Raw genomic sequence first — 26,163 nt, forward strand, 5'->3', positions numbered from 1 at the left:
CTTTTGCTGCTTTAAAAGATCGCGAGGCAAGCTCGCTCCTACGCGTTACTATCCAGCTTCTGATTATTGACCGTAGAGAGACCCCCCAATGGCTCAATGGCCTGACTCGCGCTTTATCGACCTGGTTGGCATTAGCGTTCCGATCATTCAGGCGCCCATGCTCGGTGCTGGCGCCGATGTAATGATCGGTGTGGCAAAGGCGGGTGGTCTGGGCTCTCTGGCCTGCGCCACGTTGAGTCATGATGCGATCCGTGAGGAGGTCGCCGCCTTCCGTGCTGCTACTGACCAGCCGTTCAATTTGAACTTCTTTTGTCACCAGGCCCCGGCATACGACGAGGCGCATATTCAGCGCTGGAAGGCGTTGTTTAAAGACTATTACGCCGAACTCGGCGCCGACTTTGACGCACCCACTCCAGTCTCCGTTCGTGCGCCTTTTGATGAGGCCACGTGTGCGCTGGTCGAGGAGCTGCGGCCTGCGGTGGTGAGTTTCCACTTTGCGCTGCCGGCCCCAGAGTTGATGGCGCGGGTCAAAGCCACGGGCGCGAAGATTCTCAGTTCGGCAACCACTGTCGAAGAAGCACAGTGGCTCGAACGCCACGGTTGCGATGCCATTGTTGCCATGGGCAATGAAGCAGGTGGCCATCGGGCGATGTTTTTAACCACGGAGTGGACCAGCCAGATCGGCACCTTCGCGTTGGTCCCACAAATCGCTGATGCGGTCTCGGTGCCGGTAATTGCCGCTGGCGGGATTGCCGATGCGCGCGGTATCGCAGCAGCCTTTGCCTTGGGCGCAAGCGCCGTGCAAATCGGCACCGCGTACCTGTTTTGCCCGCAAGCGAAAATATCCAGGCCTCATCACCGTGCGCTGCGCGAAGCCAGCTCCAGTGATACGGCACTGACTAACCTGTTCACCGGGCGACCGGCGCGGGGCATTCTGAATCGAGTGATGCGAGAGATTGGCCCGATTAACCCGCAAGCCCCGGCGTTCCCGCTGGCTGGCGGCGTATTGCTGCCCCTGAAAGCCAAATCCGAGCCTGCCGGCTCTGGCGATTTCATCAACTTGTGGGCTGGCCAGGCGTTCCCGTTGAGCCCTGGGCGCACGGCTGAGCTGTCATCGTTTGAGCTGACCCGCAAGCTGATTGACGACTATCAGGCGCGTTCAACGGGTCAATAAGTTCGGGGTGATCGAGGCTGCGGCGCATATGCCGCAGCCTCTGTGCTTATCCAAGGTTCAGGGCAAATGCAGCAACACGAAGTCGTTCTTGTCGAACTGACCGGTCAATGCCGGAACAATATTGCCCAACTCGGTGCCTTGCAGTGCTTGATAGTCCTTGCGGTCCATCACGATCCATACCGGCGCTTGCAAGGCCGTCAATTCAACCGCTGACTGGGTGAATACCGGCAGCAAGTCGCGATCCACGTTAACCATGAACTTGATGGCTTTGGCGTCTTTGCCCATGCCGTGCAACACTAGCGGCGCGGGTGATTGGTCGATCAGGTGCAGGGCGTTGAGGGTGAAATCGCGAGTGTTGTAGGCGTTCTGCTCAGCCGGTTCGAGCACCAGAATATAGCTGCTCCACATCGCCAATACCGCACACGCAGCCAAGCCCACAGCGCGCAACTGCGCCTTGAACAGCAGACCCACTGCGATGACCTGCAACACGCCCAAAATGATATAGATCGCGTTCAGGGGCGGCAGTTGGTCGGCGAAACGCTTGCTTGCGACCATCAGCCCGGCAATCAACAAGGCCGGCAACACCAGCGCAATGGCTTGAATAAACACGCGCAATGCGCTGAATGCCCGACCTCGAACGCCTTGAAACGGGTACGCGGCAATAATTGCGGCCATCGGCAGCATCGGCAATAAGTAACGGGCTTTTTTCGCTTGCGGGACCGACAGGCCGATCATCACGATCAAGCCGGCTGCGGCGCAATACTTGACCAGATGCAAGGCCGGACTCGACGGCTTACGCCCGGCGATCAAGACAACAACCAGCACCAGTACGGCCAATGGATAGGCGAGGGCGTAGTTACCCATGGAACTGGTGAAGTAGTAAAAGGGGCCGCTGGCGCCTTCAGAGCCGTCGATACGACCCGTGACCTGCATGCGGATCACGTCTTGTACAAACGCTTGCCCGCCACTGACCCAAGCCAGAAACAACAGCAGGCCAATGCACAGCAGCAAAATCACCAGTGCCTGCAAACCTACGCTGATCATGCGGCGCCACTGGCCGCTGAGCAGGAAGTAACTGCAGAGCATGCCGGTGGGAATCACCAGACCAATCGGGCCGCGAATGGCAAAACCGAGGACCAGCAACAGCAGCAGCCAGAAGTGGCGGCGCGGTGCTTCAAAGTGATCGTGGGCATACGCCAGATAGAACGCGCCAAGGCTAACCGCCGCGAGCATTTGGTCCAGCGACACGGCGCGGGTTTCGGTGATGAAGGTCATGCTGAGTAACAGCAGCGCCACGCTGAGCAAGGCCCATGTCGTGGATTGCGGGGCTACCAGGCGATAGATCAGGGTCACAATGATCGAGCTGGCAATAGCGGTGGGCAGCCAGGCGGTGAGGCTGTTGACCTCGCCAAATGGCAACGACAGCAGCCAGGTAAACACGGTGGTGGTGGCGTTGTAATCAGCGTAGGGCTCGCCATAGGTGGTAGGGAAAAAGCTTGGGCCGTGACGCAGCATTTCCTTGGCAAACATCACAAAGCGCGAATCAAAGCCGATCGCAGCCTGGTGAATATCACCCACAATAAACAGCAGTAAGGTCAACGCCCCCAGTAGCAGTGACTGTCGGTGCAAGGCACGTAAAACGCTGGGGGAAGAGAAAGCCGGCATGTCGAGTTTCCTTGACTCAATAGGGGGCGTGCAGGGGCAAACAGTCGAATTTCATCCATAAAAAACGCCGCCATTGTTACCAATGGCGGCGCTGTTGAAGCGTTAAACGGCTGTAGCGCCTTGTGAAACCGGCAAGTTGATAGACTCGCCGCGCCCCATCGGGAAGTACTGCAAGCCCGCGCGGGTCAGGCGCTCGCTGTCATACAGGTTACGACCGTCGAAAATCACCGGGGTTTTCAGGCGTTGTTTGATCAGGTCAAAATCTGGCGCCTTGAACTGCTGCCATTCAGTGCACACGATCAAAGCATCGGCGCCTTGCAGCACGGATTCCGGCGTGCCCATCAGGCTCAGGCGAGGTTCATCACCGTACAGGCGCTGGGTTTCTTGCATGGCTTCAGGGTCGAAGGCGCGAACGTCTGCACCCGCGGCCCACAAAGCTTCCATCAGTACGCGGCTAGGCGCGTCGCGCATGTCGTCGGTGTTGGGTTTGAACGCCAGGCCCCACAAGGCAAAGGTTTTGCCCTTGAGGTCGCCTTTGAAGTAGGCATTGATACGATCAAACAGTTTGTGTTTCTGACGTTCGTTGATGGCTTCTACAGCTTGCAGCAGGTCGCTGGAGCAGTTGACTTGCTGAGCGCTGTGGATCAACGCGCGCATGTCTTTAGGGAAGCACGAACCGCCATAGCCGCAGCCAGGGTAGATAAAGTGGTAGCCAATACGGGTGTCGGCACCGATGCCCAGACGCACCGACTCAATGTCCGCACCCAAGTGTTCGGCCAGTTCGGCGATCTGGTTGATGAAGCTGATTTTGGTCGCCAGCATGCAGTTGGCGGCGTACTTGGTCAGCTCGGCGCTGCGCAGGTCCATGTTGATGATGCGGTCATGGTTGCGGTTGAACGGCGCGTACAGATCACGCATCACGTCGCGCACTTCGTCGCGCTCGCAACCAATGATGATGCGGTCCGGGCGGCGGCAGTCGCTGACGGCCGAGCCTTCCTTAAGGAACTCCGGGTTGGACACCACGTCGAATTGCAACGAGCGGCCGGCTTGTTCCAGCGCTTTGTTGATGTGCGCGGTCAGTGCGTCACCGGTGCCCACGGGCACGGTGGATTTCTCGACCAGAATGGCTGGTTCTACGCGGTGGCGGGCAACTGCGTCGCCCACCGAGAAGACCGCTTTGAGATCAGCAGAGCCGTCTTCGCTGGGCGGAGTGCCAACGGCGATAAACAGTACCTGGCCATGCTCAACAGCGGTTTTCTCGTCGCTAGTAAAGCGCAGGCGCTTGCTTTCAAGGTTTTCACGCACGAGGCTCGAAAGCCCCGGCTCAAAAATGCTGACGTGACCTTGCTGTAACAGCTCGACCTTTTTCTGATCAATGTCCATGCAAATCACGTCGTGGCCGACTTCCGCCAATACCGTTGCCTGCACCAGGCCTACATAACCACTACCAAATACACTGATTTTCATGCGCTGTTCCTGGAACTTGGGGTACGTCGAGAGTTGATCGTCAGCACCCCCAGAATGACCAAGGCCACCCCAAGGGTTTTTGAAAGGGTGAAGCTCTCATGGAACACCGGCAGGCTGGCGGCCAGCAGGTAGACCAGAGCGTAGCTGAAGCTGAGCAGCGAATAGGCCCGCCCCAAGGGCAGGTCGCGCAAGGCCAGCAACCAGCAGAGCATCGACAGCGCGTAGGCCATGATCGCGGCAAACACGACGGCCAATGCGCTGATTGAAACGTCTCCTTGGCTGATTGCCTCCAGCCACTGTGTCGGTTCCGGCAAGCGCGTCATGCTCCAGCGCATGCCCAACTGGGCGCCACTGACCAGCAATACGCTGGCGCAGGCAAAGGTAAAACCTCGGCGCAGACTCATGCGTGTTGCCCCAGCAGAACCACACCGGCAATCACCAGGCCCACGCCACACCAGTGGCGCAGGTCGATGGTTTCTTTAAACAGGTAGCGGGCTACCAGGGTGATCAGGACAAAGTTGAGGCTGAGCATCGGGTAAGCGATGCCCACTTCAAGGCGTTGCAACACCAGCAACCACACCAGCAAACCCAGGCCCAGGCACAGCAGGGCCAGCCACAGCCAGGGAGAGCGCAACTTTTGCGCGAACCCCGACTCAGGCCCACGCCAGCTTTCGACGGCGTACTTCTGGGCCACCTGGCCTGCGCACGTCAACAGACATGCCATGAGCAACAGGGTGAGGGTCATGGAGTGGTCTGCGGGTAGATCAAAATCACCATGTTGCCTTCGTCAAAGCGTTCGGCATCTTTGGGCAGCATGTCCATTTCATGGGTTTCATCGCTGTCCTTGACCCGCATCACAACACCTACCGGGCCTTTGAGACGTGCATCGGCAAGCCATTGCTGAACCTCTTCCAGACCAATGCTTTTGCCTTTGGCATCGTCATAGGTCAGGCCGTATTTGACCTCGCCCTGCGTGTTGTACAGCGTTACGTCTGGACGACGCAGGCGCCATGACAGTGCCGATGCGGCGCCCAAGTCGTTACTCAGCAGGGCAGTCGCAGGCTTCAATGCGTCCAGATGATGCAGCACAAACTGGTCAGGCATTTTGTTGTGCACCACGCTGCTTGGCATGCTGGCTGGCAACACCAGTACCAGAACGCCCATGGCCACAGCAGGCGCCGCCCACATTTTCAGCGGACGGGTCATGGCCAGCAGGCCGGTAACGATCCAGGTCAGTAAGACCACGACCAGCAAAGCCATGTGTAGCGGCTCGTTGTCGTAGAAAGGCTTTTTGATCTGGAAGAAGATCAGGGCCAGCAAGGCCACGGCGCCAATCAGCAGGTTAACCAGGCCATTGAGGCGCAGTGACAGGGTTTTCGCCTGATCAACGCGGTCCATCAGCGCGTGGCCCAGCAACAGGGCCAGAGGCAGCATGCACGGCATGATGTAGGTCGGCAGTTTGCCCTTGCTCAGGCTGAACAAGGCCAGCGGCAGCAACATCCACATCAGCACAAAGATCACGCCGGTCTGACGCTTCTGGCTCCAGGCATCTTTGAGTGTGGCCGGCAGCAGGGCCGCCCACGGCAAGCTGGAAACCACCATCAGCGGCAGGTAGAACCACCATGGGCGACCGTGCTGGGCATCTTCACCGGCAAAGCGGCGGATGTGCTCGTGCCAGAAGAAGAAGCGCCAGTAATCCGGCTCTTGTGCGTGCACCGCCAATACCCAGGGCAACGACACGACGGCCGCAACCAGCATGGCAACCAGGCCGTATTTGACCAGCTCCAGAAAACGCTTTTGCCAGATCATGTAGGGCAGGGCGATCAGCACCGGCAGCAATAGGGCCAGGAAGCCCTTGGTCATAAAGCCCATGCCGCAGGCAAAACCCAGCAGCGCCCAACTGAACAGGCGCTGACGTGAGTCCTGGGTATCGACCGCAAACCACAGGGCAACCAGGCTCAGGTTGACCCACAGGGTGAACTGCGGATCAAGGTTGGAGTAGCCGGCCTGGCCAGCAATGAGGCCGAAGGTCATGTACACCAGCGCGCAGGCGAAGCTCTTGCGCGGGTCGTTCCACAGGCGGCGGGCGACCAGGTAGGCCAGCAACACGCTCAGGCCGGTGGCAATCGCCGAGGCAATGCGCACGCCAAACAGGTTTTCACCAAAAATGGCCTGGCCGATAGCGATCATCCAGTAACCGGCAATCGGCTTCTCGAAGTAGCGTATGTCCATGAAGTGCGGGGTAACCCAGTTACCGTCGACCAGGATTTGCTGGCCGATTTGCGCATAACGCGCTTCGTCCGGGATCCACAGACCGTGGGTGCCCAGGGGTAACAGGTAAAAGGCGATAAAAGCTAAAACCAGCAGTGGAATCATCCAGCGTTGAGTCATGGCTTCTGCACTCCCAGCCAGCCTTCACGACCATCCAGCACGCCACGGCTCAATTGGCCAGCGGGCAAGCTGTCGATATCGGCGGGTAATAAGTCCTTAAGGGGCTGAAAGTGAATGTCGCGGGCACGGGCCTGCGTCAGCAATTGACGAAAGTCATTGGCCATTAGAATCCCTTCTACTTCTGCATGGATGGTGTACGCGTTCAGCTTTTGCGGGCTGAAGCGATCAAGAATGTATGAATTGAAGTCGGCAGCACTCAGCTCGGGCCCGACTACTTCATCGAATGTAGGCAAATCAACAGGGATTTGCGGCGCGCCCAGTTTGCCGTCGGCCAACCTTGGCCGAAACAGACTGTGCCCGCGGCAATCGCTGTTGTAACGAAAGCCAAAGGTTTCTTTGGCCTGGACTACGCGTTCATCTGCGCGCCAACCGGCGGCGGCCGAACATTCGACCGCTTGCCCGGTGATGTCGCTCAGGGTGTCAACACCCCGGCGAATCTGCTCGATCAGCTGTGCCTCGCTCCAGCGCCCGGTGTTGGCCTGCCAGCCGTGGTGATCCCACGCGTGCAAGCCCACCTCGTGGCCCGCGGCCAGGGTCTGGCGCATCAAATGCCCCAGATCCTTGCCAATCGGTTTGCCTGGCCAGGCGGTGCCGGCCAGCAAAATATCCCAGCCGTACAGGCTGGCAGCCTTGGAGCGCATCATTTTCCAGAAGAACTGGGGCTTGATCAGGCGCCATAAATGGCGGCCCATGTTGTCCGGCCCCACACTAAAGAAAAACGTGGCTTTTACATCGGCTTCGTCGAGCAATTCGAGTAACCGCGGCACCCCTTCACGGGTGCCTCGGTAGGTGTCGACATCAATACGTAGTCCAGCTTGCATTAACGTTTTTCCGCGATTTCAACCATGGCTTCACGCAGGAAGAAATCCAGAGTCTTGCCGATGGTTTCGCTCAGCTCGGTGGTCGGTGTCCAGTCGATCAGGCGACGTGCGTTCTCAACGCTTGGCTTGCGGTGGCTTACGTCCTGGTAGCCGGTGCCGTAGAACGACTGGCTTTCCACGTCGCGGAAACCGGCGAACGGCGGGAAGTTGTCACGCAGCGGGTGCGCTTCGAACTGACGCAGCAACTCATGGCCCAGTTCACGAATGCTGGCTTCGTTTTCCGGGTTGCCGATGTTGATGATCTGGCCGTCACATTTGCCGTCTTTGTTTTCAATGATGCGTGCCAGGGCTTCGATGCCGTCAGCCACGTCAGTGAAGCAGCGCTTCTGAGCACCACCGTCAACCAGACGGATCGGGGTGCCTTCCACGAGGTGCAGGATCAACTGAGTGATGGCGCGCGAGCTGCCAACACGAGCCGAGTCCAGACGGTCCAGACGCGGGCCCATCCAGTTGAACGGACGGAACAGGGTGAACTTCAGGCCTTTGGTACCGTAAGCCCAGATCACGCGGTCCAGCAGTTGCTTGGACACGGAGTAGATCCAGCGCTGCTTGTTGATCGGGCCAACAATCAGGTTTGAGGTGTCTTCGTCGAAGTTCTGGTCCTGGCACATGCCATACACTTCGGACGTGGACGGGAAGATCACGCGCTTGTTGTACTTGACGCAGTAGCGAACCAGCTTGAGGTTCTCTTCGAAGTCCAGTTCGAATACGCGCAGCGGGTTGCGGGTGTATTCGATCGGCGTGGCGATGGCGACCAGCGGCAGGATCACGTCGCACTTCTTGATGTGGTACTCGATCCACTCGGTGTGGATGCTGATATCGCCTTCAACGAAGTGGAAGTTCGGGTGGCTGCGCAGGCGGTCAATGGCATCAGAGCCGATGTCCAGGCCGTACACTTCGTAGCGGTCGTCTTGCAGCAGACGCTCGGACAGGTGGTTACCGATAAAGCCGTTAACGCCCAGGATCAGAACGCGGGTACGACGGGCCGGACGGCCGGATTCGCTGCCACGCAGACGCGAGCCGTCAACCAGACCCAGTTCACGAGCCAGTTGCGGGCCGCTCAGGTACAGGCCGTTGTCGTTGCGCTGACCGGCGGTGATCACCAGCGAGTCTTTGCCGCAAGCGATACGCAGCGGGTCGCAGCTGATCACGTTGCCCGGTGCCTGGCCTTCGTTGCCGGCAACCACTTCGCTGGCCCAGACAATCAGTTTGTGCTCGCCAACGGCGCAGAACGCTCCTGGATACGGCTGGGTGACCGCACGGACCAGGTTGAACAGTTCTTCAGCCGGGCGGTTCCACTGCAGCAGGCCATCAGCGGCAGTACGACGACCGAAGTAAGTGGCCTTGGATTCGTCTTGCGGGGTTTCTTTGAGCTTGCCTTCAGGCAGCACAGGCAAGGTTTCTGCCAGCAGTTTTGCAGCGGTTTCACGCAGCTTGGCGTGCAGGCTCAGCGCGGTGTCGCTGCGCTCAATGCTGATGCGTTCCTGGGCCACAATGTCACCGGCATCGGCGCGTTTGACCATGCGGTGCAGGGTAACGCCGGTTTCGGTTTCGCCGTTGACCAGTACCCAGTTGGCTGGAGCGCGGCCGCGGTAGCGGGGCAGCAGGGAACCGTGCAGGTTGAACGCGCCTTTGCTGGAGCTGGCCAGCAGTTCTTCGCCCAGCAGGTTGCGGTAGTAGAACGAGAAAATGTAGTCGGCATTCAGTTTGCGAATGCGCTCGATCCACAGTGGGTGGTTAGCATCTTCCGGAGCGTGTACCGGAATGCCTTTACGGGCGCACAGTTGGGCCACAGAACCGTAGAAGTTATTTTCCGAGGGGTCATCAGCATGGGTGAACACGGCAGCAATGTCGTAGCCTGCATTGAGCAGGGCTTCGATGCCTGTGCAGCCAATATCGTGATAGGCGAAAACAACGGCTTTCAAACTCATGGTTAGACCTGTGTCGAAGTAGAAGAAGACGAGTTGCAAGGTGTAGCAGTTTCAGTGGCCGGCTCTGCGCGGACGATTTTCTCGATGAAGAACCGAGGGCGTGCACGCACATCGCTGTACATACGTCCCAGGTACTCACCCAGCAGGCCCATGCCAATGAATTGGCCGCCGGTGAACACAAACAGCACGGCAAACAGTACGAAGGTGCCGTCGCCCGCCCAGGTAGCGCCAAAGATCAGGCGCAGTACGATCAGCAGAATGGCGAAAACGCCGCCCAGCAAGGCCATGCTGAAGCCAATGATGCTCAGCAGGCGCAGGGGGGTGGTGGTCATGCAGGTGATCAAGTCAAACATCAGGTTGATCAGGCGCATCGGGCTGTATTTCGAATCGCCGTGTTCACGCTCGGCGTGCTGCACCAGCACCTCGGTGGTGTGGCGGGCAAAGCTGTTGGCGAGAATCGGGATAAAGGTGCTGCGCTCGCGGCATGCCAGCATCGCGTCGACAATCGAACGGCGATAGGCGCGCAGCATGCAGCCGTAGTCGCTCATGGCAACGCCGGTGGAACGCTGTACGGCCAGGTTGATGAGGCGCGAAGGCCAGCGGCGCCAGGCCGAGTCCTGACGGTTGTTGCGCACAGTACCAACCACGTCATAGCCCAAGGCTGCCTGGGCAACCAGACGGGGGATTTCTTCTGGAGGGTTTTGCAAGTCAGCGTCCAGGGTGATGACTACATCGCCCTTGGAGTTTTCAAAGCCGGCCATGATGGCGGCATGTTGTCCATAGTTACGGTTGAGGATCACCGCCACTACCGGGCTGCCTTCACGTTCGGCAGCGTCTTGCAGGATTTGCGCCGATTTGTCTCGGCTGCCATCGTCGACCAGTACGATTTCGTAAGCTTGGGTAAGCTGGGCACAGGCTGATTCGGTACGGCGCAGCAGCTCAGGCAGGCTCTGTTCTTCGTTGTAGACCGGAATGACGATCGACACGCACTGGATAGGGTAGGGTTTCAAGTTATTCGTTCCAGTCAGTTTCAATGGTACAAGATGACTCGTCTGAGAAGTCGGCCTGTTCAGGCGCGCTAGACAGATTACGCCTGCAGGCATTAAAGCCTAAAACTGACGAAGGTAAAGTCATCAAACTACGTTATCTACATGATTTTTCTTACAAACTATTTTTGTTATTCCTAAAAGCTGACGCCTACGTTAAACGCAGAGGTGTGAAAAACCTATGAAAGTTGAATCAAAAGGCCATGTTTTTAGGGGGCAGACAGGTGCTATTCAGGAAACCCCGTGTAGCGCTTGGCCCGCGGCTTTATGGGTAAAAGTGTGGGGGAAATGTATCGGGTAACAAGGATGGGGTTTTGGCGATTTTAAACAATGATCCAAGTCATTCATTACACAGAAAAATGACTTTTTTTAACGGACGCAAAAAACAGCGCCAACCTGCGGATTTGTGAAATGCGTCACACAGATTGGCGCTGTTCAAGCGGGTTTAGTTCAAGCCCAGCTTGCCGCGCAATGTAGACAGGTCTTCGGCCAGAGTGTTAACCGGGCCAACCAGTGCCTTGCGGTCGTTATCCTTGACCTTGTCGTAGGTTTCAAAACCGCCATCTTTGGTTTTGTACTTGGCCAGGATCTTGTCAACCGTGGCGAAGTTTTTGTCGACCTTGTCGGCAAAAGCTTTGTCATTGGCTGCAATTTGCGGACGGAACAAGTCGAAAATCTTCTTCGCGCCGTCTACGTTGCCCTGGAAGTCATACAGGTCGGTATGGCTGTAACGGTCTTCTTCGCCAGAAATCTTGGTCGCAGCCACTTCTTCCATCAGCGCAGCCGCACCGCCCACGACCTTATCTGGCGGGAAGGTTAGACCGGCAACGCGGGTTTGCAAGTCTTTGACGTCGGCATTGAGTTTGTCAGCCAGTACATCGAGACCCTTGGTGGTGTTCTCGGAGAACAGGGTGTATTCGATGCGGTGGAAGCCGGTGAAGTCTTCAGCGGTCACGCCTTTCTCATGGTCATCAACCCGGGAGTCGATAGACGCGTCGAGGTCACTGAACAGTTCGGCAATCGGCTCAATCGACTCGTAATGCACGCGGGTCGGTGCGTAGAGCTTTTTGGCGGTGGCTAGGTCGCCCTTTTTGATGGCGTCGGTGAACTTCTGGGTTTCTTGCGCCAGCGTGTCGATTTCATCAGTGACGTAAATCTTGTAGTCCGATACAGGTTGCACCAGGTCCAGTGGTGCATTCGCCGCGAATACCGAGAGCGGGGTATGGAGCAAACCTAGAGCGATAAACAGTGCGAGCGGCGTCTTCTTCATGGGACTTTTCCGGTTTGTTTTAGGTTCAGGTTGGGGGTGAAATCAAGTTCGAGTCAGGGGCGCTGCGGCATTCAGCAGCGAGCGCCCAATAAAGTCTTTGTCGTCGCGTACGCCCGGCAAGGTAAAGAAGTAACCTCCGCCAATTGGCTTAAGGTATTCCTCCAGTGGCTCACCATTGAGTCGGGTCTGTACGGCGATGAAGCCGTTTTCCAGATTGCTCTGGTAGCAGATAAACAGCAGGCCCATGTCCAGTTGACCGTTCTTGTTGACACCGTTCGAGTAGTTGAACGGGCGGCGCAAGATCAAGCTTTTGCTGGTTTCGGCAGTGCGCGGGTTGGCCAGGCGGATGTGCGCATCCAGCTTGGTGACTTTGCCTTCAGGGTCTTTGCTGTAATCCGGTACGTCGGTTTCGTGATGGCCATCCATCGGTGCGCCGCTGGCCTTGTTGCGGCCGAAGATGCTTTGCTGCTCTTGCAGCGGCGTGCGGTCCCAGCGTTCGACAAAGTTGCGAATGATGCGCACCGCCTGGTAGCTGCCATCGACCGCCCACTTGGGTTCGTCGCTGCCTGGCTGGACCCAGACGATGCTGTTCATCAGGGTGTTGTCGTTGGAGTCCGGGTTGGCTGAGCCATCACGGAAACCCAGGAAGTTGCGCGCGCTCTGCGGGGGAACGCCCGGTTTGGTGGGCGCTTGCGGCGGTACTGTGCCTTCTTGCTTCCAGCGCACTAGCAACAGGTCGGGCAGGTTTTTAACGATGTCGCGCAGGGCGTGGATGTTGGTGTCGGCGGTGTTGGCGCAAAATTGCAGGCTCAAATCACCATGGCAAAAGGCAGGCTCCAGCGCGTCGTTGGGAAAGCCCTGCATGCGGCTCAGGTGCTTGGGCTTTACGCTGCTCAGGCCATAACGTTCATCAAACAGCGACTCGCCGACCGATACCGTCACGGTCAGGTTGTCAGGCGTAACCACCGGGCCGAGGATGCCTGAGTCGGTGGGTGGCAGTTTGGGGTCGACTTGTGTCACCGGGCCGCCCTTGGTCAGAAACGCGATGCGTTCGTTCAGGGTGCGGAACAGGCGTTCGAGGTCTGCGCGATCAGTGGCAAGTACATCAAAGGACACCAGCATGCCGGCGGCCGGGCGAGGCGTGACGATGCCGTTTTGGTGCTGGCCGTGGAACTCGTGGTGATCCTGGGTCTTGTCGCTGCTGGGTGCCTGAGTCACTTGCGCATTGGCTGCACCGCTGGCGGCCATGGCCGGGCAACTGAGAGCGCTGCCTGCCAGTGCGGCCCCGGCGACGCCCATGCCGAGCAGTACGCGACGACGTTGCAGGTTGATTTCATTCTGGGTGTTGTCTGAATCGCTCATGTGCGTCTCGTCTGCATTACAGGCCGGAAAGGCCGAGGGCTGGATCGATTCCATCGAGTGCATCGGCCAGAGCCTTGGCCTTGTTACTGATTGCTTGACGCTGGGCGGCGCTTACCGTGTCGTACGTGGCATAGCCCTGAGCGGTTTTAAAGGAGTCGAGTTCGGAGTCGAGTGCAGTGCTGGCGTTATCAATGTTGAGCAGGATGTCAGCATTGTTTTTGGCCAGCAGCGGGCGCAACAGGTCAACCACTTTGCGGGTGGTTTGCAGGTTGGCGGCAAAACCGTTGAGGTCGATATGGCTGTAGCGCTCTTCTTCGCCGCTGGTGGCGCGGGTGTCGGCCATGTTGTGCAGCGTGCGCGAAACGATGCTGACTAACTGCTCAGGCGGCAGGGATTGCGCCATCAATTGCTGCTTGAGCAATGCCGCATTGGCTTGCAGTTGTTCGGCCACAGGCGCCAGGCCCTGGGTGCTGCGTTGATCAAAAAGGCCATATTCGAGACGATGGAATCCGCTGAAACCCGGATCCTGCTCGCGTTTTTCAAAATAGTCGGCGCGGGCATTCAGGGTGTTGTCCAGTTCGCCCAAGCGTTGCGCGGCGGGCGCCAGGCGCTGATAAGCCTCGCGGGCCGGAACATAGAGCGCTTGCGCCTGGGTAAGGTCGCCACTGCTGATGGCTTGCGACAAAGCGTCGATCGCTTTGATCAGCGCATTGCTCTGGCTGCTCAAATACACCCGGAACTCAGACAGCGGGCCGATAAACGCCACCATCGACGGGCGTGCCTTGGCCTTGGCTTCAGATTCGGCGGTCGGTGTGACATGGAGCTTGCCGCGCGGGTTGCTGAGCAGGCCGCAAGTAATGGCGTAATCGCCGGGATTGAGCGTGGCATTGATCACTTGGCTCAAACCGGGGGCAATGTTTTCGCGCTCTTCGATCACCAGTACGCCGTCGAGGATTTCCCATTCCACCGCGCGTTCCGAGGCGTTGACGATGCGGAAGCTGTTAAAGCCTGCCGGAACTGTTAGCTCATTCGGTTCGCAGCTGTGCGGGTGAATCGTAACGGTGATTTCATTGCTGTGAACCTTGCGTTTGGCGGCAGCCAGTTGCGAGGCGTAATAGAACAAACCGCCGGCCGCGATCATAACGATCACCGAACCGGCCACCGCCCAGCGCAGTGCGCGAGGGGGTGTACCGCTTGCAGGGGTAGACATGCAGGACCTTATGAGTTCGTCACTGAAGAGGGTTGGGCAACCTTTAGAGCGGGCGGGGAGCGAAAGAACATCACCAGGGCCACGACCAGATAAATGACATAAGCGCCGAGCACGCTGATGGTGGGCGCATCTTGATAGCCGAACATGCCGGCGAGGACCGAGCCGAGCGGGCCGTCCATCGGCAGCGTGCTGCTGATGTCAAACACCACGCCTTGCAGGGCATTCCACAAGCCGGCTTCGTGCAGGGCCTGGACCGAGTTGGCCAGAATGCCCGCCGCTACCACCAGAATGAACAGCCCGGTCCAACGGAAAAACAGGCCGAGGTTCAGGCGCATGCTGCCGGTGTAGATCGCAAAACCGACAAAGATCGCCAGGATCAAACCGAGCAGGGCGCCCAAAGGCGCTGCAGGGCCCTCGCTTTGCTGGAAAACCGCGAGCAAGAAGAACACGGTTTCCAGACCTTCACGGGCCACGGCAAAAAACACCATGGCGATCAGCGCAGTTACCTGGTGTTTAGAGCCGGCAAGAGCGTGGTCAAGGGAGGTGTGCAGCGAGCTTTTAATGGAGCGCGCGACTTTGCGCATCCAGAACACCATCGAGCTGAGGATGCCGACGGCAATCAGGCCGACGATGCCTTCAAAGAGTTCTTGTTGCTTTTGCGGGAATTCAGCGCTCATCAGCTTCAGGCCGCCACCGACCAGCAGGGACAAGGCTGCGGCAAGGAAAACCCCGATCCATACCGCTGGCATCCACTGCCCACGACCGGTTTGCTTAAGGTAGCTGGCAATAATGCCGACGATAAGCGCGGCTTCAATGCCCTCGCGCAGCATGATCAGAAAAGGAACAAGCATGAAGAGAGCACCGCGTCACGAATTAGTAGTGGCTAATTTGTAACATACTGATACGTATTGCTAAACAAGAATCGATTTCATTGGCTGAACGGTTGCTGAACGCATGTTCTGGGAGCGGGCTTGCACGTGGAGTTGGTGGCACTGACGGGCAAGCCTGCTCAAGGGTTAATTCTCGGTAGCCTCTTTTGGGGTGTTGCTTGGGCTGGCAGTGAGGGTCTCCAGTGCCGCCTCCGCCTTGAGGGCTCTAAATGTCAAAGCTGCGCTGGCTTCAAGGGCCTGGTTTTGCGCTTCTTTTAATGCCTGGCTTTCTTGGGTGGCGACCCGCAAGCGTTCTTGCAGCAATGTGCGTTCGCTTTCTTGCTGGCTCAGTTGGGCGGTCAGTCGTTCATTCAGGTTGCTCAGCTTGTGCTGCTGATCGCTGGCTTGATTCAGCTCTTTGCTCAATGCGCGGCTTTCACTGAGTACGCGTTCGTTATCGCGGTGCAGTTGGGTGATTTCGTCCTGACGCACCAGCGCGCTTTGCTGCGCTTGGCGCAATTCCATTTGTAGTTGTTGCAGTTGACCTTCATGACGGCGCTGTTCCTGCTCGCGCTGCTCTTTGACTGCGCTGCGGTAATGCTCCAGCGCATCGCGGGCGTGCAGGTGTTTTTCTTCCAGTGAGCGGATCTGCTCGTCGCGGTCGTTGAGGCGCAGCTCGAAATCGCTGCACGCCTGATTGAGCGCAGCGTTGCGTGTTTGCTCGGTTTGCAGCATGGAACGGGTAGCTTCCAGGTTCGCCGTTTCTTGCTGCAAGGCCGTGTTCTGGATGTCCAGCTCTTTCTGCAATTGCAGATGGTCTTGCTGCGCTTGCGCCAGTTGGTCGCGCAACTCTGCTTTGAGCTGCTCGTAGTGCGCTTCGGCGCGGTCGATTGGCTCTTGCGCTTGTTCTTTCAGGCGCTGGGCGAGGCGGGCGACCAGTTCGCTCAGCTCATCACCTAGCTGTTCGTGCTGCACGCCGCGACGTGAGTCGGTCTCGTCGAGCTCCTTGAGGTAGCGGTGGATCGTGGTTTTCGACCCGGTGTTGCCCATTTCAATTCGTACTGCATCGATGCTGGGGTGTTCGCCGCGAGCCAGTATCGCCGTGCGCGCTATTTGCACCACCGCCTTGTTTACGCCGCCACGAGCCATGGCATTCTCCTACGATTATGTACTGTGGTATGTATCCTGTAATTACGTACTATATTAGCACTTTATTTTTGTTTTAAATTGCTGATTTTGAGGCGGGATATACTGGTATTATCCCGTGTCATAGCGCCCGAGCCGTTTTTTAGGCGCTATTTCAGTACGTCAACCAAGAGAACAGGGCATGAGCGAGCTGGATCGCTACTTAAACGCCGCGACCCGCGATAACACCCGTCGCAGTTATCGGGCAGCTATCGAGCACTTCGAAGTGACCTGGGGCGGCTTTTTGCCCGCCACCAGCGACAGCGTGGCGCGCTATCTGGTGGCGCATGCCGGTCAGCTGTCGATCAACACGCTCAAGCTGCGTTTGTCGGCTATCGCGCAGTGGCATAACAGCCAGGGCTTTGCCGACCCGACCAAGTCGCCAGTGGTGCGCAAAGTGTTCAAGGGCATTCGCGCGCTGCACCCGGCCCAAGAGAAACAAGCTGCGCCGCTACAGTTGCAGCATCTGGAGCAAGTCATTGACTGGCTTGAAAGTGAGGCGAATATCGCGCAGGCCAATGCGGATCAACCGGGACTGCTGCGCGCGCGGCGCGATGCGGCGTTGATCCTGCTGGGGTTCTGGCGCGGGTTTCGTAGCGATGAGTTGTGTCGCTTGCAGGTCGAGCACGTGCAGGCGGTGGCAGGCTCGGGCATTACCTTGTATTTACCGCGCAGCAAAAGTGATCGCGACAATCTGGGCAAGACCTTTCAAACCCCGGCGCTGCTGAGGCTATGCCCGGTGCGGGCTTACATCGAATGGCTGAATACAGCAGCCCTGGTACGCGGCCCGGTGTTCAGGGGTATTGATCGCTGGGGCAATCTGAGTGAGGAGGGCTTGCACGCTAATAGCGTGATCCCGCTTCTGCGCCAGGCGCTGGAGCGAGCAGGCATACCTGCCGAACATTACACCAGTCACTCGCTGCGTCGCGGTTTTGCAACATGGGCGCATCAAAGTGGATGGGACTTGAAGTCGCTGATGAATTACGTCGGCTGGAAAGACATCAAGTCAGCCATGCGCTATGTTGAGTCCACCCCGTTTGCCGGGATGAGCATGACCGCTGAAAAACGCATTGGTAGCTGATCGACGTCAACTTGAAAGCCGGCCATTCGGTCCATATTTAGTTTTTGACTATTTATAGGGTCGGCTGATAGTCAAAACCAATCGTGAGCATCAGCTTTACCAATGAGCCAGATACGAAATGAGTTGTTAGGATTCACCCCATCAACTTTTCAACCCTGACGGAGAGTCAACGATGCCTATCATCAACAGCCAAGTAAAACCGTTCAAAGCTACTGCATACAAAAACGGCAGCTTCGTGGAAGTGTCGGACGCTGACCTGAAAGGCAAGTGGTCTGTAGTGTTCTTCTACCCAGCCGACTTCACCTTCGTTTGCCCAACCGAGCTGGAAGACCTGGCTGACAACTACGAAGAGTTCAAAAAACTCGGCGTGGAAATCTACAGCGTGTCGACTGACACCCACTTTGCTCACGCTGCCTGGCACAACACTTCGCCAGCCATCGGCAAAATCCAGTACACCATGATCGGCGACCCTACGCTGACCATCTCCCGCAACTTCGACGTTCTGATCGAAGAAGCAGGTCTGGCTGACCGCGGTACTTTCGTGATCAACCCAGAAGGTCAGATCAAAATCGTTGAACTGAACGACGGCGGTGTTGGCCGTGACGCTTCCGAGCTGCTGCGCAAAATCAAGGCTGCTCAGTACGTTGCTGCTCACCCAGGCGAAGTATGCCCAGCTAAATGGAAAGAAGGTGAATCCACCCTCGCTCCTTCGCTGGACCTGGTTGGCAAGATCTAAGTCTGTGAAGACTAGGGCGGTGATCCGCACCTGAGTTGTCAGCAGCATCGCCCTCAAAACGCCCGGGCGACATTCGCTCGGGCGTTTTTTTTGACACAGAATTAAACAGTTAGGAGATCGCCCGTATGTTGGACGCCAATCTAAAAGCACAGTTGAAGTCATACCTGGAGCGGGTCACACAGCCGATCGAGATCGTTGCGTCTCTCGACGACGGTGCGAAATCCCGTGAAATGCATGACCTGTTAAAAGAAATTACCAGCCTGTCCAGCCAGATTACCTTGCTGGATAACGGCAACGATGCGCGTAAGCCTTCGTTCTCGTTGAACCGTCCAGGCGGCGATATCAGCTTGCGTTTTGCTGGTATCCCGATGGGCCACGAATTTACTTCGCTGGTGCTGGCCCTGCTGCAAGTCGGCGGCCACCCATCGAAAGCCAGTGCCGAAGTGATTGAACAAATCCGCTCCCTTAAAGGTGAGTTCAACTTCGAGACCTATTTCTCGCTGTCATGCCAGAACTGCCCGGATGTGGTGCAGGCGCTGAATTTGATGGCAGTGTTGAACCCGAACATTCGCCACGTGGCGATTGACGGCGCGCTGTTCCAGGACGAAGTCACCGAGCGTCAAGTGATGGCGGTGCCGAGCGTTTACCTGAACGGGGTTAACTTCGGTCAGGGCCGCATGGGCCTGGAAGAGATCCTTGGCAAGCTGGACACCAGCGCCATTGAGCGTCAGGCCGAAAAAATCAGCGCCAAAGAGGCCTTTGATGTGCTGGTTATCGGTGGCGGCCCAGCCGGTGCAGCGGCGGCCATCTACGCAGCGCGTAAAGGCATTCGTACCGGTGTGGCGGCAGAACGCTTCGGCGGCCAGGTGCTCGACACCATGGCGATCGAGAACTTTATCTCGGTGCAGGAAACCGAAGGTCCGAAACTGGCCACCGCGCTGGAAGAACACGTCAAGCAATACGACGTCGACATCATGAACCTGCAGCGTGCTGACAAGCTGTTGCCGGGCAAAGCGGGCGAGCTGCACGAAGTTAAATTCGCCAGCGGTGCTTCGCTCAAAGCCAAGACCTTGATTTTGGCGACCGGTGCCCGCTGGCGCGAAATGAATGTGCCGGGCGAGCAGGAATACCGCAGCCGTGGTGTGGCGTACTGCCCTCACTGTGACGGCCCGCTGTTTAAAGGCAAGCGCGTTGCGGTGATCGGTGGTGGTAACTCGGGTGTCGAGGCGGCCATTGACCTGGCCGGGATCGTGTCACACGTGACATTGCTCGAGTTTGACACCAAGTTGCGCGCTGACGCCGTGTTGCAGCGCAAGCTCAACAGCTTGCCAAACGTAACGGTGATCACTAACGCCCAGACCACTGAAGTGACCGGTGACGGGCAGAAGGTCAACGGTCTGCGTTACAAAGACCGTGCAACAGAAGCGCTGCACACCGTCGAGCTGGAAGGCATTTTCGTGCAGATCGGTCTGCTGCCTAACACCGATTGGCTCAAAGGCACCATCGAGCTGACTCCGCGTGGCGAGATCGTGGTTGATGCACGTGGTGAGACATCGATACCCGGGATCTTTGCTGCCGGTGACGTGACCACAGTGCCTTATAAGCAGATCGTGATTGCGGTCGGCGAAGGCGCTAAAGCCTCTCTGAGCGCTTTCGATCACTTGATCCGCACTTCGGCGCCGGATTGATTGCTCGGCAATAGAGTCGCGTTGCATTAGCAAAGCCTCTCCGTAAACAAAAGCGCAGCCCACGGGCTGCGCTTTTTGATGTGTGCTAAAAGTATTACGCCTAGGGGTTTTAATCTTTCAGCAAACCATTGGCCAGCGCGACGAATGCATTTTTTGCTTTCTCCAGTGCGGCCAGTGGTTGTGGATCAGCGGCGATCCACAAGGCGGCGCTCAATGTGGCGCCATTCAGCAGTCTGGCTGTCGCTTCAACCTCGATGTCCTGGATGACGTGCTCGCTTTTCAGCTTCTCCAGGCACTCCATGGTGCCCTGAATGCAGGCGTTCTGGTTTGACCACAGGGCAGGGTTGCCCAGTACTGCGGGGCCATCGAGCAGCACAATACGCTGGATTTCCGGCTCTATCGCCATCTCCATATAGGCGATGCTTTCATTGATAAAGCCATCCCAGGTGGAGTTCGCCTGAGCGGTAATGGCGCGCAGGCGTACAGACGTCTCGGCGTCTATTTGCTGGATGACGGCCTCAAGCAAGCCTTTTTTGTCGCCAAAGTGGTGATAAAGCGCTCCCCGGGTCAGGCCGACATTGGCAGTGAAGTCATCCATTGAAGAGTCGGCATAGCCTTTGTTCGCGAATGCTTGTCTGCCTGCCGCCAAAAGCCTGTGCCGCGTGTCTTCGATCATCTCTTTGCGTGTTCGTACCATGGAAGCGCAGATCTCCTGAATCCAATTCAATCCACACAACATACGTGGCGTATCTAATGCTACGGGCTTGATCGCTTCTGAACAACGCTCAAATGTCAGGCGTAAAAAAACCCATGAGCGAGCATGGGTTTTTTGACCTGCGCAGGTTACAGCGGGGTCGGCTGAATGATCTCGACCCAGTAAGCGTCCGGATCCTTGATAAAAGCCAGAGATTTCATGCGGCCGTCAGTCAGGCGCTTCTGGAAGTCCACGCCCAAGGCTTCAAAGCGCTCGCAGGCAGCGACGATATCAGGTACCGCGATGCAGATATGGCCGAAACCGCGGGGGTCGGTATTGCCGTTGTGGTAAGCGAAATCGGCATCGTTCTCGGTGCCGTGGTTGTGAGTCAGCTCCAGGATGCCAGGGATGGATTTCATCCACACGGTGCGGGCAGCATCGTCAGCCGGGATCACGGCTTTATCAACCAGCGCCAAGAAGTACAGGCTGAATTCGGCTTCCGGGAAGTCGCGTTTTTCCAGCAGCGTGAAACCCAGGACGCGGGTGTAGAAATCGAGGGATTTCTTGATGTCTTTGACGCGCAGCATGGTGTGGTTGAAAACGAATTGTTGGGTAGCGCTATCCGGTTGTGCGGTTACGCCAGGGACGTTGTTCAGCTCTTGCAGGCTCATGAACCCTCCGAAAGTGATGCATGGGTAAACAGTCGATGCACGAATGATACGGAATGTGACGGCCTGCGCGAACCCCGTGGGCAACAAAAGATCGTTGTTTGGGATGTTCCGCGGGAGTGTAGGGAGGGGATTGGCAAAATTCAGGCAAAAAGAAGCCCGCCGAAGCGGGCATGGGGCGCTAGTCCTTTAGCAGCCTCTATCCTGTGATGAATCGTGTGAAAAAACTGTGAAAGGACACCGGTTAATTTGGCCTTTCATCTGGGCAGAATCTGCTGGTGGGGAATGGGCTTAATGTGCGCGCCGCGAGGGTCATCATTGTGACAATTGATCGTGAGTGCTTGTTAACATTTTGCTTAACTGCGCGTATTGCACGGGCTTCACACTGTCTGTAAGTCACGCTAGTTAGTGATATTAAAAAACCCTGCCAGGCAGGGTTTTTAATACTACTAAAGCATTAAGTGCGAACCCAGGATTCAACAGTGGCTGCGCCGTATTGTTCTTTCCATGCCTTCAAACCGCGGTGATTACCACCTTTGGTTTCAATCAATTCGCCGGTGTGCGGGTTTTTATACACTTTCAAAACACGCGCCTTGCGCTGTTTTGGTGCTGCTGTTTGGCGCGCAGCGGAGGGGTTTGGATCCAGGATGGCAATAATCTCTCTAAGGCCTTTGCCGTAGGAACTCATCAGCGCCTTAAGTTTCTGTTCGAACTCGATTTCTTTTTTAAGCCCGGCATCATTCTTCAGGGCTTCCAACTGGGCCATTTGTTCTTGAAGGGCTTTTTCGGCAGCACGGTATTCAGCAAGTCTGGACAAGGTCATTACTCCGGTCATGGCTTCGGCATTGACTGGGCCGAAGTGAATTAATGAGGCGAGGCATGCAAGGGGTAGACAGAGACACCAGTCAACAGTTCAGCCGAATCAGCAGGGCTTTGTTATTGACTGTCAATAAACTTCAATCTGTTCGAAATTGTAGTTGTCATTTTCCCGTGCGCCAGCCGATATTCGCATTTGCTGTTAAAACGCCTCGCACCTTTAAACCGACACTCGATAGTGCTCCACTAAAGACTTAATGAAATCCTCAGCGGTTAACGGACGGGCATATAGATAGCCCTGCAAAAACTCTACGCCTTTAAGTGCGAGATACTCACTTTGCTCTTGAGTTTCGACCCCCTCAGCTACCAGCCCGAGGTTCAGCTTGGCACTCAGGTCAATGATGCTGTCCAGGATCGGGCTGGACAATGCATTTGCCCCGATCATGGCGACAAAGCTTTGATCGATCTTCAAGTAGTCGACGTTGAATTCGTGCAAGTAGCTCAAGCTTGAGTGCCCGGTACCAAAGTCATCCAGCGCAATCATGATCCCCATCGCGCGCAGCTCAGCAAACAACTGGTGAGTGATCATGCTGGGTATTATCAACTCGCGTTCAGTCAACTCCAGTACCAACGTAATGCGCCCCGGCGGGAATGCCTCAAGCAACGCACGGCAGTCGTCTATCAGTTCAAGGCTGTGACAGTGGTGAGCGCTAATGTTGAAGCCCAAGTGAAAGCCCGGCACCATGCTGTTGGCGTGAGGCGCCAGTAGCTGTGCAGTTTGACGAAACAGTGAACGGGTCATCGGCACAATGAGACCCGAGTGTTCCGCCAGTGGAATAAACAAATCAGGCCGCACCAACCCTTCAGTTGGGTGTTGCCAGCGCATCAGGACTTCGGCACCGGCCCATTGTTGTGTGTCACTGCGCACCACTGGCTGAAAGTAAGGAATGAACTCGTCGGCTTCCAGCCCGCGTTGCAGTTCGTGGGTGGGTGAGGATAAAGACAAACGCTTTTGCAGCCAGACAACGGTCGCACCGGAAACGCAGCCCAAAAATATAAAAAGGGCCACTAAGCCCAGGTACCGGGCTTTAATAAAACGCCACAACGTGCCTTCACTAAACCCTGCCATGACGCGATAAGGATATTGCGTAGACGATACGCTTACAGAGGCGACAGGATAAGGCGCAGACGGTGTGTTACGCACCACTGCGTAGCGGTCTATGGAATTGTTACCCACTTGAAACATCATTTGCGTATAGGGGTTGATCAGGCTCAAGACATTGATCAAGTGCAGGCCGTAGAGACTGACAATGGCACCGGCCTGGTCTTTTTCGCGGCGATAAACCAGTAGCGGCTGGTCTGGCGTAACCGCGTTGCCGGGCATGAGCCACAACACGCCGTTGTTATAGTCAGCCGCATTGACCGGTTCTTTAAAGTTGCCAAACAGGGATGTGCAATAAATCTGGTTATTCCAGACCAGATTCACTGAGCGGACAAAAGGGCGGCGCGTCACCTGTTCACGCAGGTCCAGTTCAACCTGTTCGCACGGCTGGCCTGCGAGAGGGGATACAAAATCTGCGGCCAGCTTGGCATTGTCCAACATGAGATCGAATTGGCGAACGGCCTCTTTAGCGGTATCACTGGCTTCTGATATCAGTGATCGATTGGCCTGCCAGACAATGATAAAAACACCGAGGACGATGGGCAGTAACGCGCTGAGTACGACCAGCGCGTAGCGATCGGTCCATTTTCGGGTCCGTTTGAGCGTTAATTGCATTCAAGATCCCGAGGACTGATGGCGACTGCGGCAAGGTGAGATGAATAGACAAAGCCTAGCATTGGTTCAGGGTCATTTCACATGATGTAAGACAAACATGATTACGCCATGTAGAATCCGCTTACGCATACAAGAATAATGACCCCTGTCATCAGGCGTCACCACCGCGTAAGAGATGGGTAAATGAAGATATTCGGGTTTCAACTGATCTACGGAGATTTCCTGGCGCGCAGTGTACGCGGGATCTCCTGTGCGCCACCTGTGTCCCTCAGCATTCTTGGCAAATAACCTACTGTTAATTGTAAAAATGACTCTGATGAGGCGCCAAAATGGCCGATCTATACGAAAACCCAATGGGCCTGATGGGCTTTGAATTCATCGAATTCGCAGCGCCAGTAGCCAATACCCTCGAACCTATCTTTGAAATCATGGGCTTCACCAAGGTGGCCACCCATCGCTCCAAAGACGTGCACCTGTATCGCCAGGGCCATATCAACCTGATCCTCAATAATGAGCCGCACAGCGTTGCGTCCTATTTTGCCGCCGAGCACGGGCCTTCCGTGTGTGGCATGGCGTTCCGCGTAGCCAACGCGCAAAAAGCCTACAACCGTGCGTTGGAACTGGGTGCTCAACCCATCGAAATTCCGACCGGCCCCATGGAGTTGAACCTGCCTGCCATCAAAGGCATTGGCGGCGCGCCGTTGTACCTGATTGACCGTTACGGCGAAGGCAGTTCGATTTATGACATCGACTTCGTGTTTATTGAAGGAGTAGAGCGTCATCCAGTGGGGGCGGGCCTGAAGATCATCGACCACCTGACCCACAACGTGTATCGCGGTCGCATGGCTTACTGGGCCAACTTTTACGAAAAACTGTTCAACTTCCGCGAAATTCGCTACTTCGACATCAAGGGCGAATACACCGGCTTGACCTCCAAGGCCATGACCGCACCGGATGGCATGATCCGTATCCCGTTGAACGAAGAGTCGTCCAAAGGCTCTGGTCAGATCGAAGAGTTCTTGATGCAGTTCAACGGTGAAGGCATCCAGCACGTGGCCTTCTTGACCGATGATTTGATCAAGACCTGGGATGCATTGAAAAAAATCGGCATGCGTTTCATGACCGCGCCGCCAGACACCTACTACGAAATGCTCGAAGGTCGTCTGCCTGACCATGGTGAATCGGTCGAAGCCCTGCAGTCGCGCGGCATTCTGCTGGATGGCTCGTCGGTTGAAGGTGACAAGCGCCTGTTGCTGCAAATCTTCTCGGAAAACCTGATGGGCCCGGTGTTCTTCGAATTTATCCAGCGCAAGGGCGATGACGGCTTTGGCGAGGGTAACTTCAAGGCACTGTTCGAATCCATCGAACGCGACCAGATTCGTCGTGGCGTGCTTGAAGCCAACTAAGTAACGGCAAACCGCTATAGGAGCGAGCTTGCCTCGCGATCTTTTAAACACGCTAAAGATCGCGAGACACGCTCGCTTCTGCACGTTTGGCGGTTGGTGTTAAAACAGCCCCGCTGCAATGTTGATCGAAAACCCCAGCACTGCCGTATTGAACAAAAACCCCAGCAGCGAATGGCCCAGCACGGCTTTGCGCATCTCGCGGGTGGCGACTTCTACGTCTGACGTTTGTACCGCAACGCTCAGGGTGAAAGAGAAATACATGAAGTCCCAATAATCCGGGTTCAATTCACCTTCGGGGAAGCGCAAGGCTGGCTCCGTCCCTTCATTGTTATAAAACAGCCGCGCATAGTGCAGGCCGAAAATCACCCCGATCATCAGCCATGAACCCACCACGGTCAGCCCGGTAAAGGCGTAGTGCAACAACTGCTCGGAGTGACGCAGTTGGCTGTTGCCGGTGAGTTCGAGAGTAATCGCCGCCAGGCTGACAACCGCCGCGAAGCTCACGGTGAACAGCACCATGCTGGCATTTTCGTCTTCTATTTCTGCGGTGCGTTTAACGTCGGCCACCTTGGAGCGAAGCATCAACCACAAGGTCAGTAGCAGGTACAGCCAGACACCGGCGTTCCAGCCCAATAGAAACTTGGTGGTCAACGAGGTGGCGGGATTAAAGATGCCGACCGCCAGCCCCAATAAGGTGCCAGCGGTCAGGCGAGGGTGAGTGCGTGCAAGGTGCGGCATCGTCAATACAATCCATGTTACTGGGCATTGCCGAACCTTAGCACGTGA

23 protein-coding genes are annotated in these 26,163 nt (G+C 56.6%); 5 read left to right on the forward strand and 18 right to left on the reverse strand.

What is annotated here, in order from left to right; all coding sequences use genetic code 11:
- Positions 1 to 88: 88 nt before the first annotated feature.
- The gene (locus QMX84_RS00005) at positions 89 to 1,174 is read left to right on the forward strand and encodes a nitronate monooxygenase (RefSeq protein WP_282362768.1); all 1,086 of its coding nucleotides are present in this window, start codon (positions 89 to 91) and stop codon (positions 1,172 to 1,174) included.
- 57 nt (positions 1,175 to 1,231) lie between these two features.
- Here QMX84_RS00005 and QMX84_RS00010 read toward each other — a convergent pair whose 3' ends face one another.
- The 13 genes from QMX84_RS00010 to QMX84_RS00070 all read right to left on the reverse strand — a co-directional run bounded on the left by QMX84_RS00010 (position 1,232) and on the right by QMX84_RS00070 (position 16,475).
- On the reverse strand, positions 1,232 to 2,839 hold the full coding sequence (locus QMX84_RS00010; protein ID WP_282362769.1) for a glycosyltransferase family 39 protein: 1,608 nt from the start codon (positions 2,837 to 2,839) through the stop codon (positions 1,232 to 1,234).
- A gap of 102 nt (positions 2,840 to 2,941) precedes the next feature.
- The gene (locus QMX84_RS00015) at positions 2,942 to 4,306 is read right to left on the reverse strand and encodes a UDP-glucose/GDP-mannose dehydrogenase family protein (RefSeq protein WP_153330298.1); all 1,365 of its coding nucleotides are present in this window, start codon (positions 4,304 to 4,306) and stop codon (positions 2,942 to 2,944) included.
- Positions 4,303 to 4,710 carry a 4-amino-4-deoxy-L-arabinose-phosphoundecaprenol flippase subunit ArnF gene (gene arnF / locus QMX84_RS00020; RefSeq protein WP_262125828.1) on the reverse strand — a complete coding sequence of 136 codons (408 nt, stop codon included), beginning with the start codon at positions 4,708 to 4,710 and terminating at the stop codon, positions 4,303 to 4,305. Before arnF ends, QMX84_RS00015 begins: the two co-directional genes overlap by 4 nt.
- Positions 4,707 to 5,051, reverse strand: coding sequence for a 4-amino-4-deoxy-L-arabinose-phosphoundecaprenol flippase subunit ArnE (arnE, locus tag QMX84_RS00025; protein ID WP_262125829.1), 345 nt, complete (start codon positions 5,049 to 5,051; stop codon positions 4,707 to 4,709). The genes arnF and arnE overlap by 4 nt, the downstream gene beginning before the upstream one ends.
- Positions 5,048 to 6,697 carry a lipid IV(A) 4-amino-4-deoxy-L-arabinosyltransferase gene (arnT, locus tag QMX84_RS00030; RefSeq protein ID WP_262125830.1) on the reverse strand — a complete coding sequence of 550 codons (1,650 nt, stop codon included), beginning with the start codon at positions 6,695 to 6,697 and terminating at the stop codon, positions 5,048 to 5,050. The genes arnE and arnT overlap by 4 nt, the downstream gene beginning before the upstream one ends.
- The gene (gene arnD / locus QMX84_RS00035; protein WP_262125831.1) at positions 6,694 to 7,578 is read right to left on the reverse strand and encodes a 4-deoxy-4-formamido-L-arabinose-phosphoundecaprenol deformylase; all 885 of its coding nucleotides are present in this window, start codon (positions 7,576 to 7,578) and stop codon (positions 6,694 to 6,696) included. The genes arnT and arnD overlap by 4 nt, the downstream gene beginning before the upstream one ends.
- Positions 7,578 to 9,569 carry a bifunctional UDP-4-amino-4-deoxy-L-arabinose formyltransferase/UDP-glucuronic acid oxidase ArnA gene (gene arnA, locus QMX84_RS00040; RefSeq protein WP_048371769.1) on the reverse strand — a complete coding sequence of 664 codons (1,992 nt, stop codon included), beginning with the start codon at positions 9,567 to 9,569 and terminating at the stop codon, positions 7,578 to 7,580. The genes arnD and arnA overlap by 1 nt, the downstream gene beginning before the upstream one ends.
- 2 nt (positions 9,570 to 9,571) lie before the next feature.
- Positions 9,572 to 10,579 (reverse strand): undecaprenyl-phosphate 4-deoxy-4-formamido-L-arabinose transferase, encoded by a 1,008-nt coding sequence (arnC, locus tag QMX84_RS00045; protein ID WP_262125833.1) that lies wholly within the window; start codon positions 10,577 to 10,579, stop codon positions 9,572 to 9,574.
- Positions 10,580 to 11,060: 481 nt separating this feature from the next.
- Positions 11,061 to 11,885: an iron uptake system protein EfeO gene (efeO, locus tag QMX84_RS00050; protein ID WP_048371765.1), complete on the reverse strand. Its 825-nt coding sequence runs from the start codon at positions 11,883 to 11,885 to the stop codon at positions 11,061 to 11,063.
- A 42-nt stretch (positions 11,886 to 11,927) separates the two neighbouring features.
- Positions 11,928 to 13,247 (reverse strand): iron uptake transporter deferrochelatase/peroxidase subunit, encoded by a 1,320-nt coding sequence (efeB, locus tag QMX84_RS00055; RefSeq protein WP_262125834.1) that lies wholly within the window; start codon positions 13,245 to 13,247, stop codon positions 11,928 to 11,930.
- 16 nt (positions 13,248 to 13,263) lie between these two features.
- A complete protein-coding gene (gene efeO, locus QMX84_RS00060) occupies positions 13,264 to 14,457 on the reverse strand; it encodes an iron uptake system protein EfeO (protein WP_282362770.1) in 1,194 nt (397 codons plus the stop codon).
- Positions 14,458 to 14,465: 8 nt separating this feature from the next.
- Entirely contained in the window at positions 14,466 to 15,308 is an 843-nt protein-coding gene (efeU, locus tag QMX84_RS00065) for an iron uptake transporter permease EfeU (protein WP_282362771.1), read from the reverse strand.
- 165 nt (positions 15,309 to 15,473) lie between these two features.
- Positions 15,474 to 16,475, reverse strand: coding sequence for a DNA-binding protein (locus tag QMX84_RS00070; protein ID WP_282362772.1), 1,002 nt, complete (start codon positions 16,473 to 16,475; stop codon positions 15,474 to 15,476).
- Between the two features lie 178 nt (positions 16,476 to 16,653).
- Between QMX84_RS00070 and QMX84_RS00075 the strand changes: the two genes are divergently transcribed.
- From QMX84_RS00075 to ahpF, 3 genes are all read left to right on the forward strand, one after another.
- Entirely contained in the window at positions 16,654 to 17,592 is a 939-nt protein-coding gene (locus QMX84_RS00075) for a site-specific integrase (protein WP_262125838.1), read from the forward strand.
- A 172-nt stretch (positions 17,593 to 17,764) separates the two neighbouring features.
- The gene (gene ahpC, locus QMX84_RS00080; RefSeq protein ID WP_016780891.1) at positions 17,765 to 18,328 is read left to right on the forward strand and encodes an alkyl hydroperoxide reductase subunit C; all 564 of its coding nucleotides are present in this window, start codon (positions 17,765 to 17,767) and stop codon (positions 18,326 to 18,328) included.
- 125 nt (positions 18,329 to 18,453) lie between these two features.
- Entirely contained in the window at positions 18,454 to 20,016 is a 1,563-nt protein-coding gene (gene ahpF, locus QMX84_RS00085; RefSeq protein WP_262125839.1) for an alkyl hydroperoxide reductase subunit F, read from the forward strand.
- A gap of 109 nt (positions 20,017 to 20,125) precedes the next feature.
- Here ahpF and QMX84_RS00090 read toward each other — a convergent pair whose 3' ends face one another.
- The 4 genes from QMX84_RS00090 to QMX84_RS00105 all read right to left on the reverse strand — a co-directional run bounded on the left by QMX84_RS00090 (position 20,126) and on the right by QMX84_RS00105 (position 23,971).
- Entirely contained in the window at positions 20,126 to 20,713 is a 588-nt protein-coding gene (locus tag QMX84_RS00090; protein ID WP_282362774.1) for a TetR/AcrR family transcriptional regulator, read from the reverse strand.
- A 146-nt stretch (positions 20,714 to 20,859) separates the two neighbouring features.
- Positions 20,860 to 21,381: a lactoylglutathione lyase gene (gene gloA / locus QMX84_RS00095; protein WP_262125841.1), complete on the reverse strand. Its 522-nt coding sequence runs from the start codon at positions 21,379 to 21,381 to the stop codon at positions 20,860 to 20,862.
- Positions 21,382 to 21,835: 454 nt separating this feature from the next.
- Positions 21,836 to 22,195: a histone-like nucleoid-structuring protein, MvaT/MvaU family gene (locus QMX84_RS00100; protein ID WP_153335908.1), complete on the reverse strand. Its 360-nt coding sequence runs from the start codon at positions 22,193 to 22,195 to the stop codon at positions 21,836 to 21,838.
- Between the two features lie 219 nt (positions 22,196 to 22,414).
- Complete coding sequence (locus QMX84_RS00105; protein WP_262125842.1) at positions 22,415 to 23,971, reverse strand: EAL domain-containing protein; 1,557 nt, start codon at positions 23,969 to 23,971, stop codon at positions 22,415 to 22,417.
- Between the two features lie 329 nt (positions 23,972 to 24,300).
- On the opposite strand from QMX84_RS00105, the gene hppD reads away from it, so the two are divergent.
- A complete protein-coding gene (hppD, locus tag QMX84_RS00110) occupies positions 24,301 to 25,377 on the forward strand; it encodes a 4-hydroxyphenylpyruvate dioxygenase (RefSeq protein WP_048371743.1) in 1,077 nt (358 codons plus the stop codon).
- 99 nt (positions 25,378 to 25,476) lie between these two features.
- Here the strand turns inward: hppD and QMX84_RS00115 are convergent, their stop codons facing one another.
- Positions 25,477 to 26,115 carry a DUF1345 domain-containing protein gene (locus QMX84_RS00115; RefSeq protein ID WP_123749092.1) on the reverse strand — a complete coding sequence of 213 codons (639 nt, stop codon included), beginning with the start codon at positions 26,113 to 26,115 and terminating at the stop codon, positions 25,477 to 25,479.
- Positions 26,116 to 26,163: the final 48 nt, after the last annotated feature.

Source organism: Pseudomonas sp. PS01297 (assembly GCF_029959305.1).
GTDB lineage: Bacteria > Pseudomonadota > Gammaproteobacteria > Pseudomonadales > Pseudomonadaceae > Aquipseudomonas > Aquipseudomonas helleri.

What these genes read in the sequence shown, in the direction of transcription:
- arnA (WP_048371769.1), bottom strand. Translation starts at nt 9,569, where the DNA reads ATGAGTTTGAAAGCCGTTGTTTTCGCCTATCACGATATTGGCTGCACA.
- efeO (WP_282362770.1), bottom strand. Translation starts at nt 14,457, where the DNA reads ATGTCTACCCCTGCAAGCGGTACACCCCCTCGCGCACTGCGCTGGGCG.
- arnF (WP_262125828.1), bottom strand. Translation starts at nt 4,710, where the DNA reads ATGAGTCTGCGCCGAGGTTTTACCTTTGCCTGCGCCAGCGTATTGCTG.
- efeU (WP_282362771.1), bottom strand. Translation starts at nt 15,308, where the DNA reads ATGCTTGTTCCTTTTCTGATCATGCTGCGCGAGGGCATTGAAGCCGCG.
- QMX84_RS00015 (WP_153330298.1), bottom strand. Translation starts at nt 4,306, where the DNA reads ATGAAAATCAGTGTATTTGGTAGTGGTTATGTAGGCCTGGTGCAGGCA.
- QMX84_RS00075 (WP_262125838.1), top strand. Translation starts at nt 16,654, where the DNA reads ATGAGCGAGCTGGATCGCTACTTAAACGCCGCGACCCGCGATAACACC.
- ahpF (WP_262125839.1), top strand. Translation starts at nt 18,454, where the DNA reads ATGTTGGACGCCAATCTAAAAGCACAGTTGAAGTCATACCTGGAGCGG.
- QMX84_RS00070 (WP_282362772.1), bottom strand. Translation starts at nt 16,475, where the DNA reads ATGGCTCGTGGCGGCGTAAACAAGGCGGTGGTGCAAATAGCGCGCACG.
- gloA (WP_262125841.1), bottom strand. Translation starts at nt 21,381, where the DNA reads ATGAGCCTGCAAGAGCTGAACAACGTCCCTGGCGTAACCGCACAACCG.
- arnT (WP_262125830.1), bottom strand. Translation starts at nt 6,697, where the DNA reads ATGACTCAACGCTGGATGATTCCACTGCTGGTTTTAGCTTTTATCGCC.
- efeB (WP_262125834.1), bottom strand. Translation starts at nt 13,247, where the DNA reads ATGAGCGATTCAGACAACACCCAGAATGAAATCAACCTGCAACGTCGT.
- arnD (WP_262125831.1), bottom strand. Translation starts at nt 7,578, where the DNA reads ATGCAAGCTGGACTACGTATTGATGTCGACACCTACCGAGGCACCCGT.
- hppD (WP_048371743.1), top strand. Translation starts at nt 24,301, where the DNA reads ATGGCCGATCTATACGAAAACCCAATGGGCCTGATGGGCTTTGAATTC.
- QMX84_RS00010 (WP_282362769.1), bottom strand. Translation starts at nt 2,839, where the DNA reads ATGCCGGCTTTCTCTTCCCCCAGCGTTTTACGTGCCTTGCACCGACAG.
- efeO (WP_048371765.1), bottom strand. Translation starts at nt 11,885, where the DNA reads ATGAAGAAGACGCCGCTCGCACTGTTTATCGCTCTAGGTTTGCTCCAT.
- QMX84_RS00115 (WP_123749092.1), bottom strand. Translation starts at nt 26,115, where the DNA reads ATGCCGCACCTTGCACGCACTCACCCTCGCCTGACCGCTGGCACCTTA.
- arnE (WP_262125829.1), bottom strand. Translation starts at nt 5,051, where the DNA reads ATGACCCTCACCCTGTTGCTCATGGCATGTCTGTTGACGTGCGCAGGC.
- QMX84_RS00090 (WP_282362774.1), bottom strand. Translation starts at nt 20,713, where the DNA reads ATGGTACGAACACGCAAAGAGATGATCGAAGACACGCGGCACAGGCTT.
- QMX84_RS00005 (WP_282362768.1), top strand. Translation starts at nt 89, where the DNA reads ATGGCTCAATGGCCTGACTCGCGCTTTATCGACCTGGTTGGCATTAGC.
- QMX84_RS00105 (WP_262125842.1), bottom strand. Translation starts at nt 23,971, where the DNA reads ATGCAATTAACGCTCAAACGGACCCGAAAATGGACCGATCGCTACGCG.
- ahpC (WP_016780891.1), top strand. Translation starts at nt 17,765, where the DNA reads ATGCCTATCATCAACAGCCAAGTAAAACCGTTCAAAGCTACTGCATAC.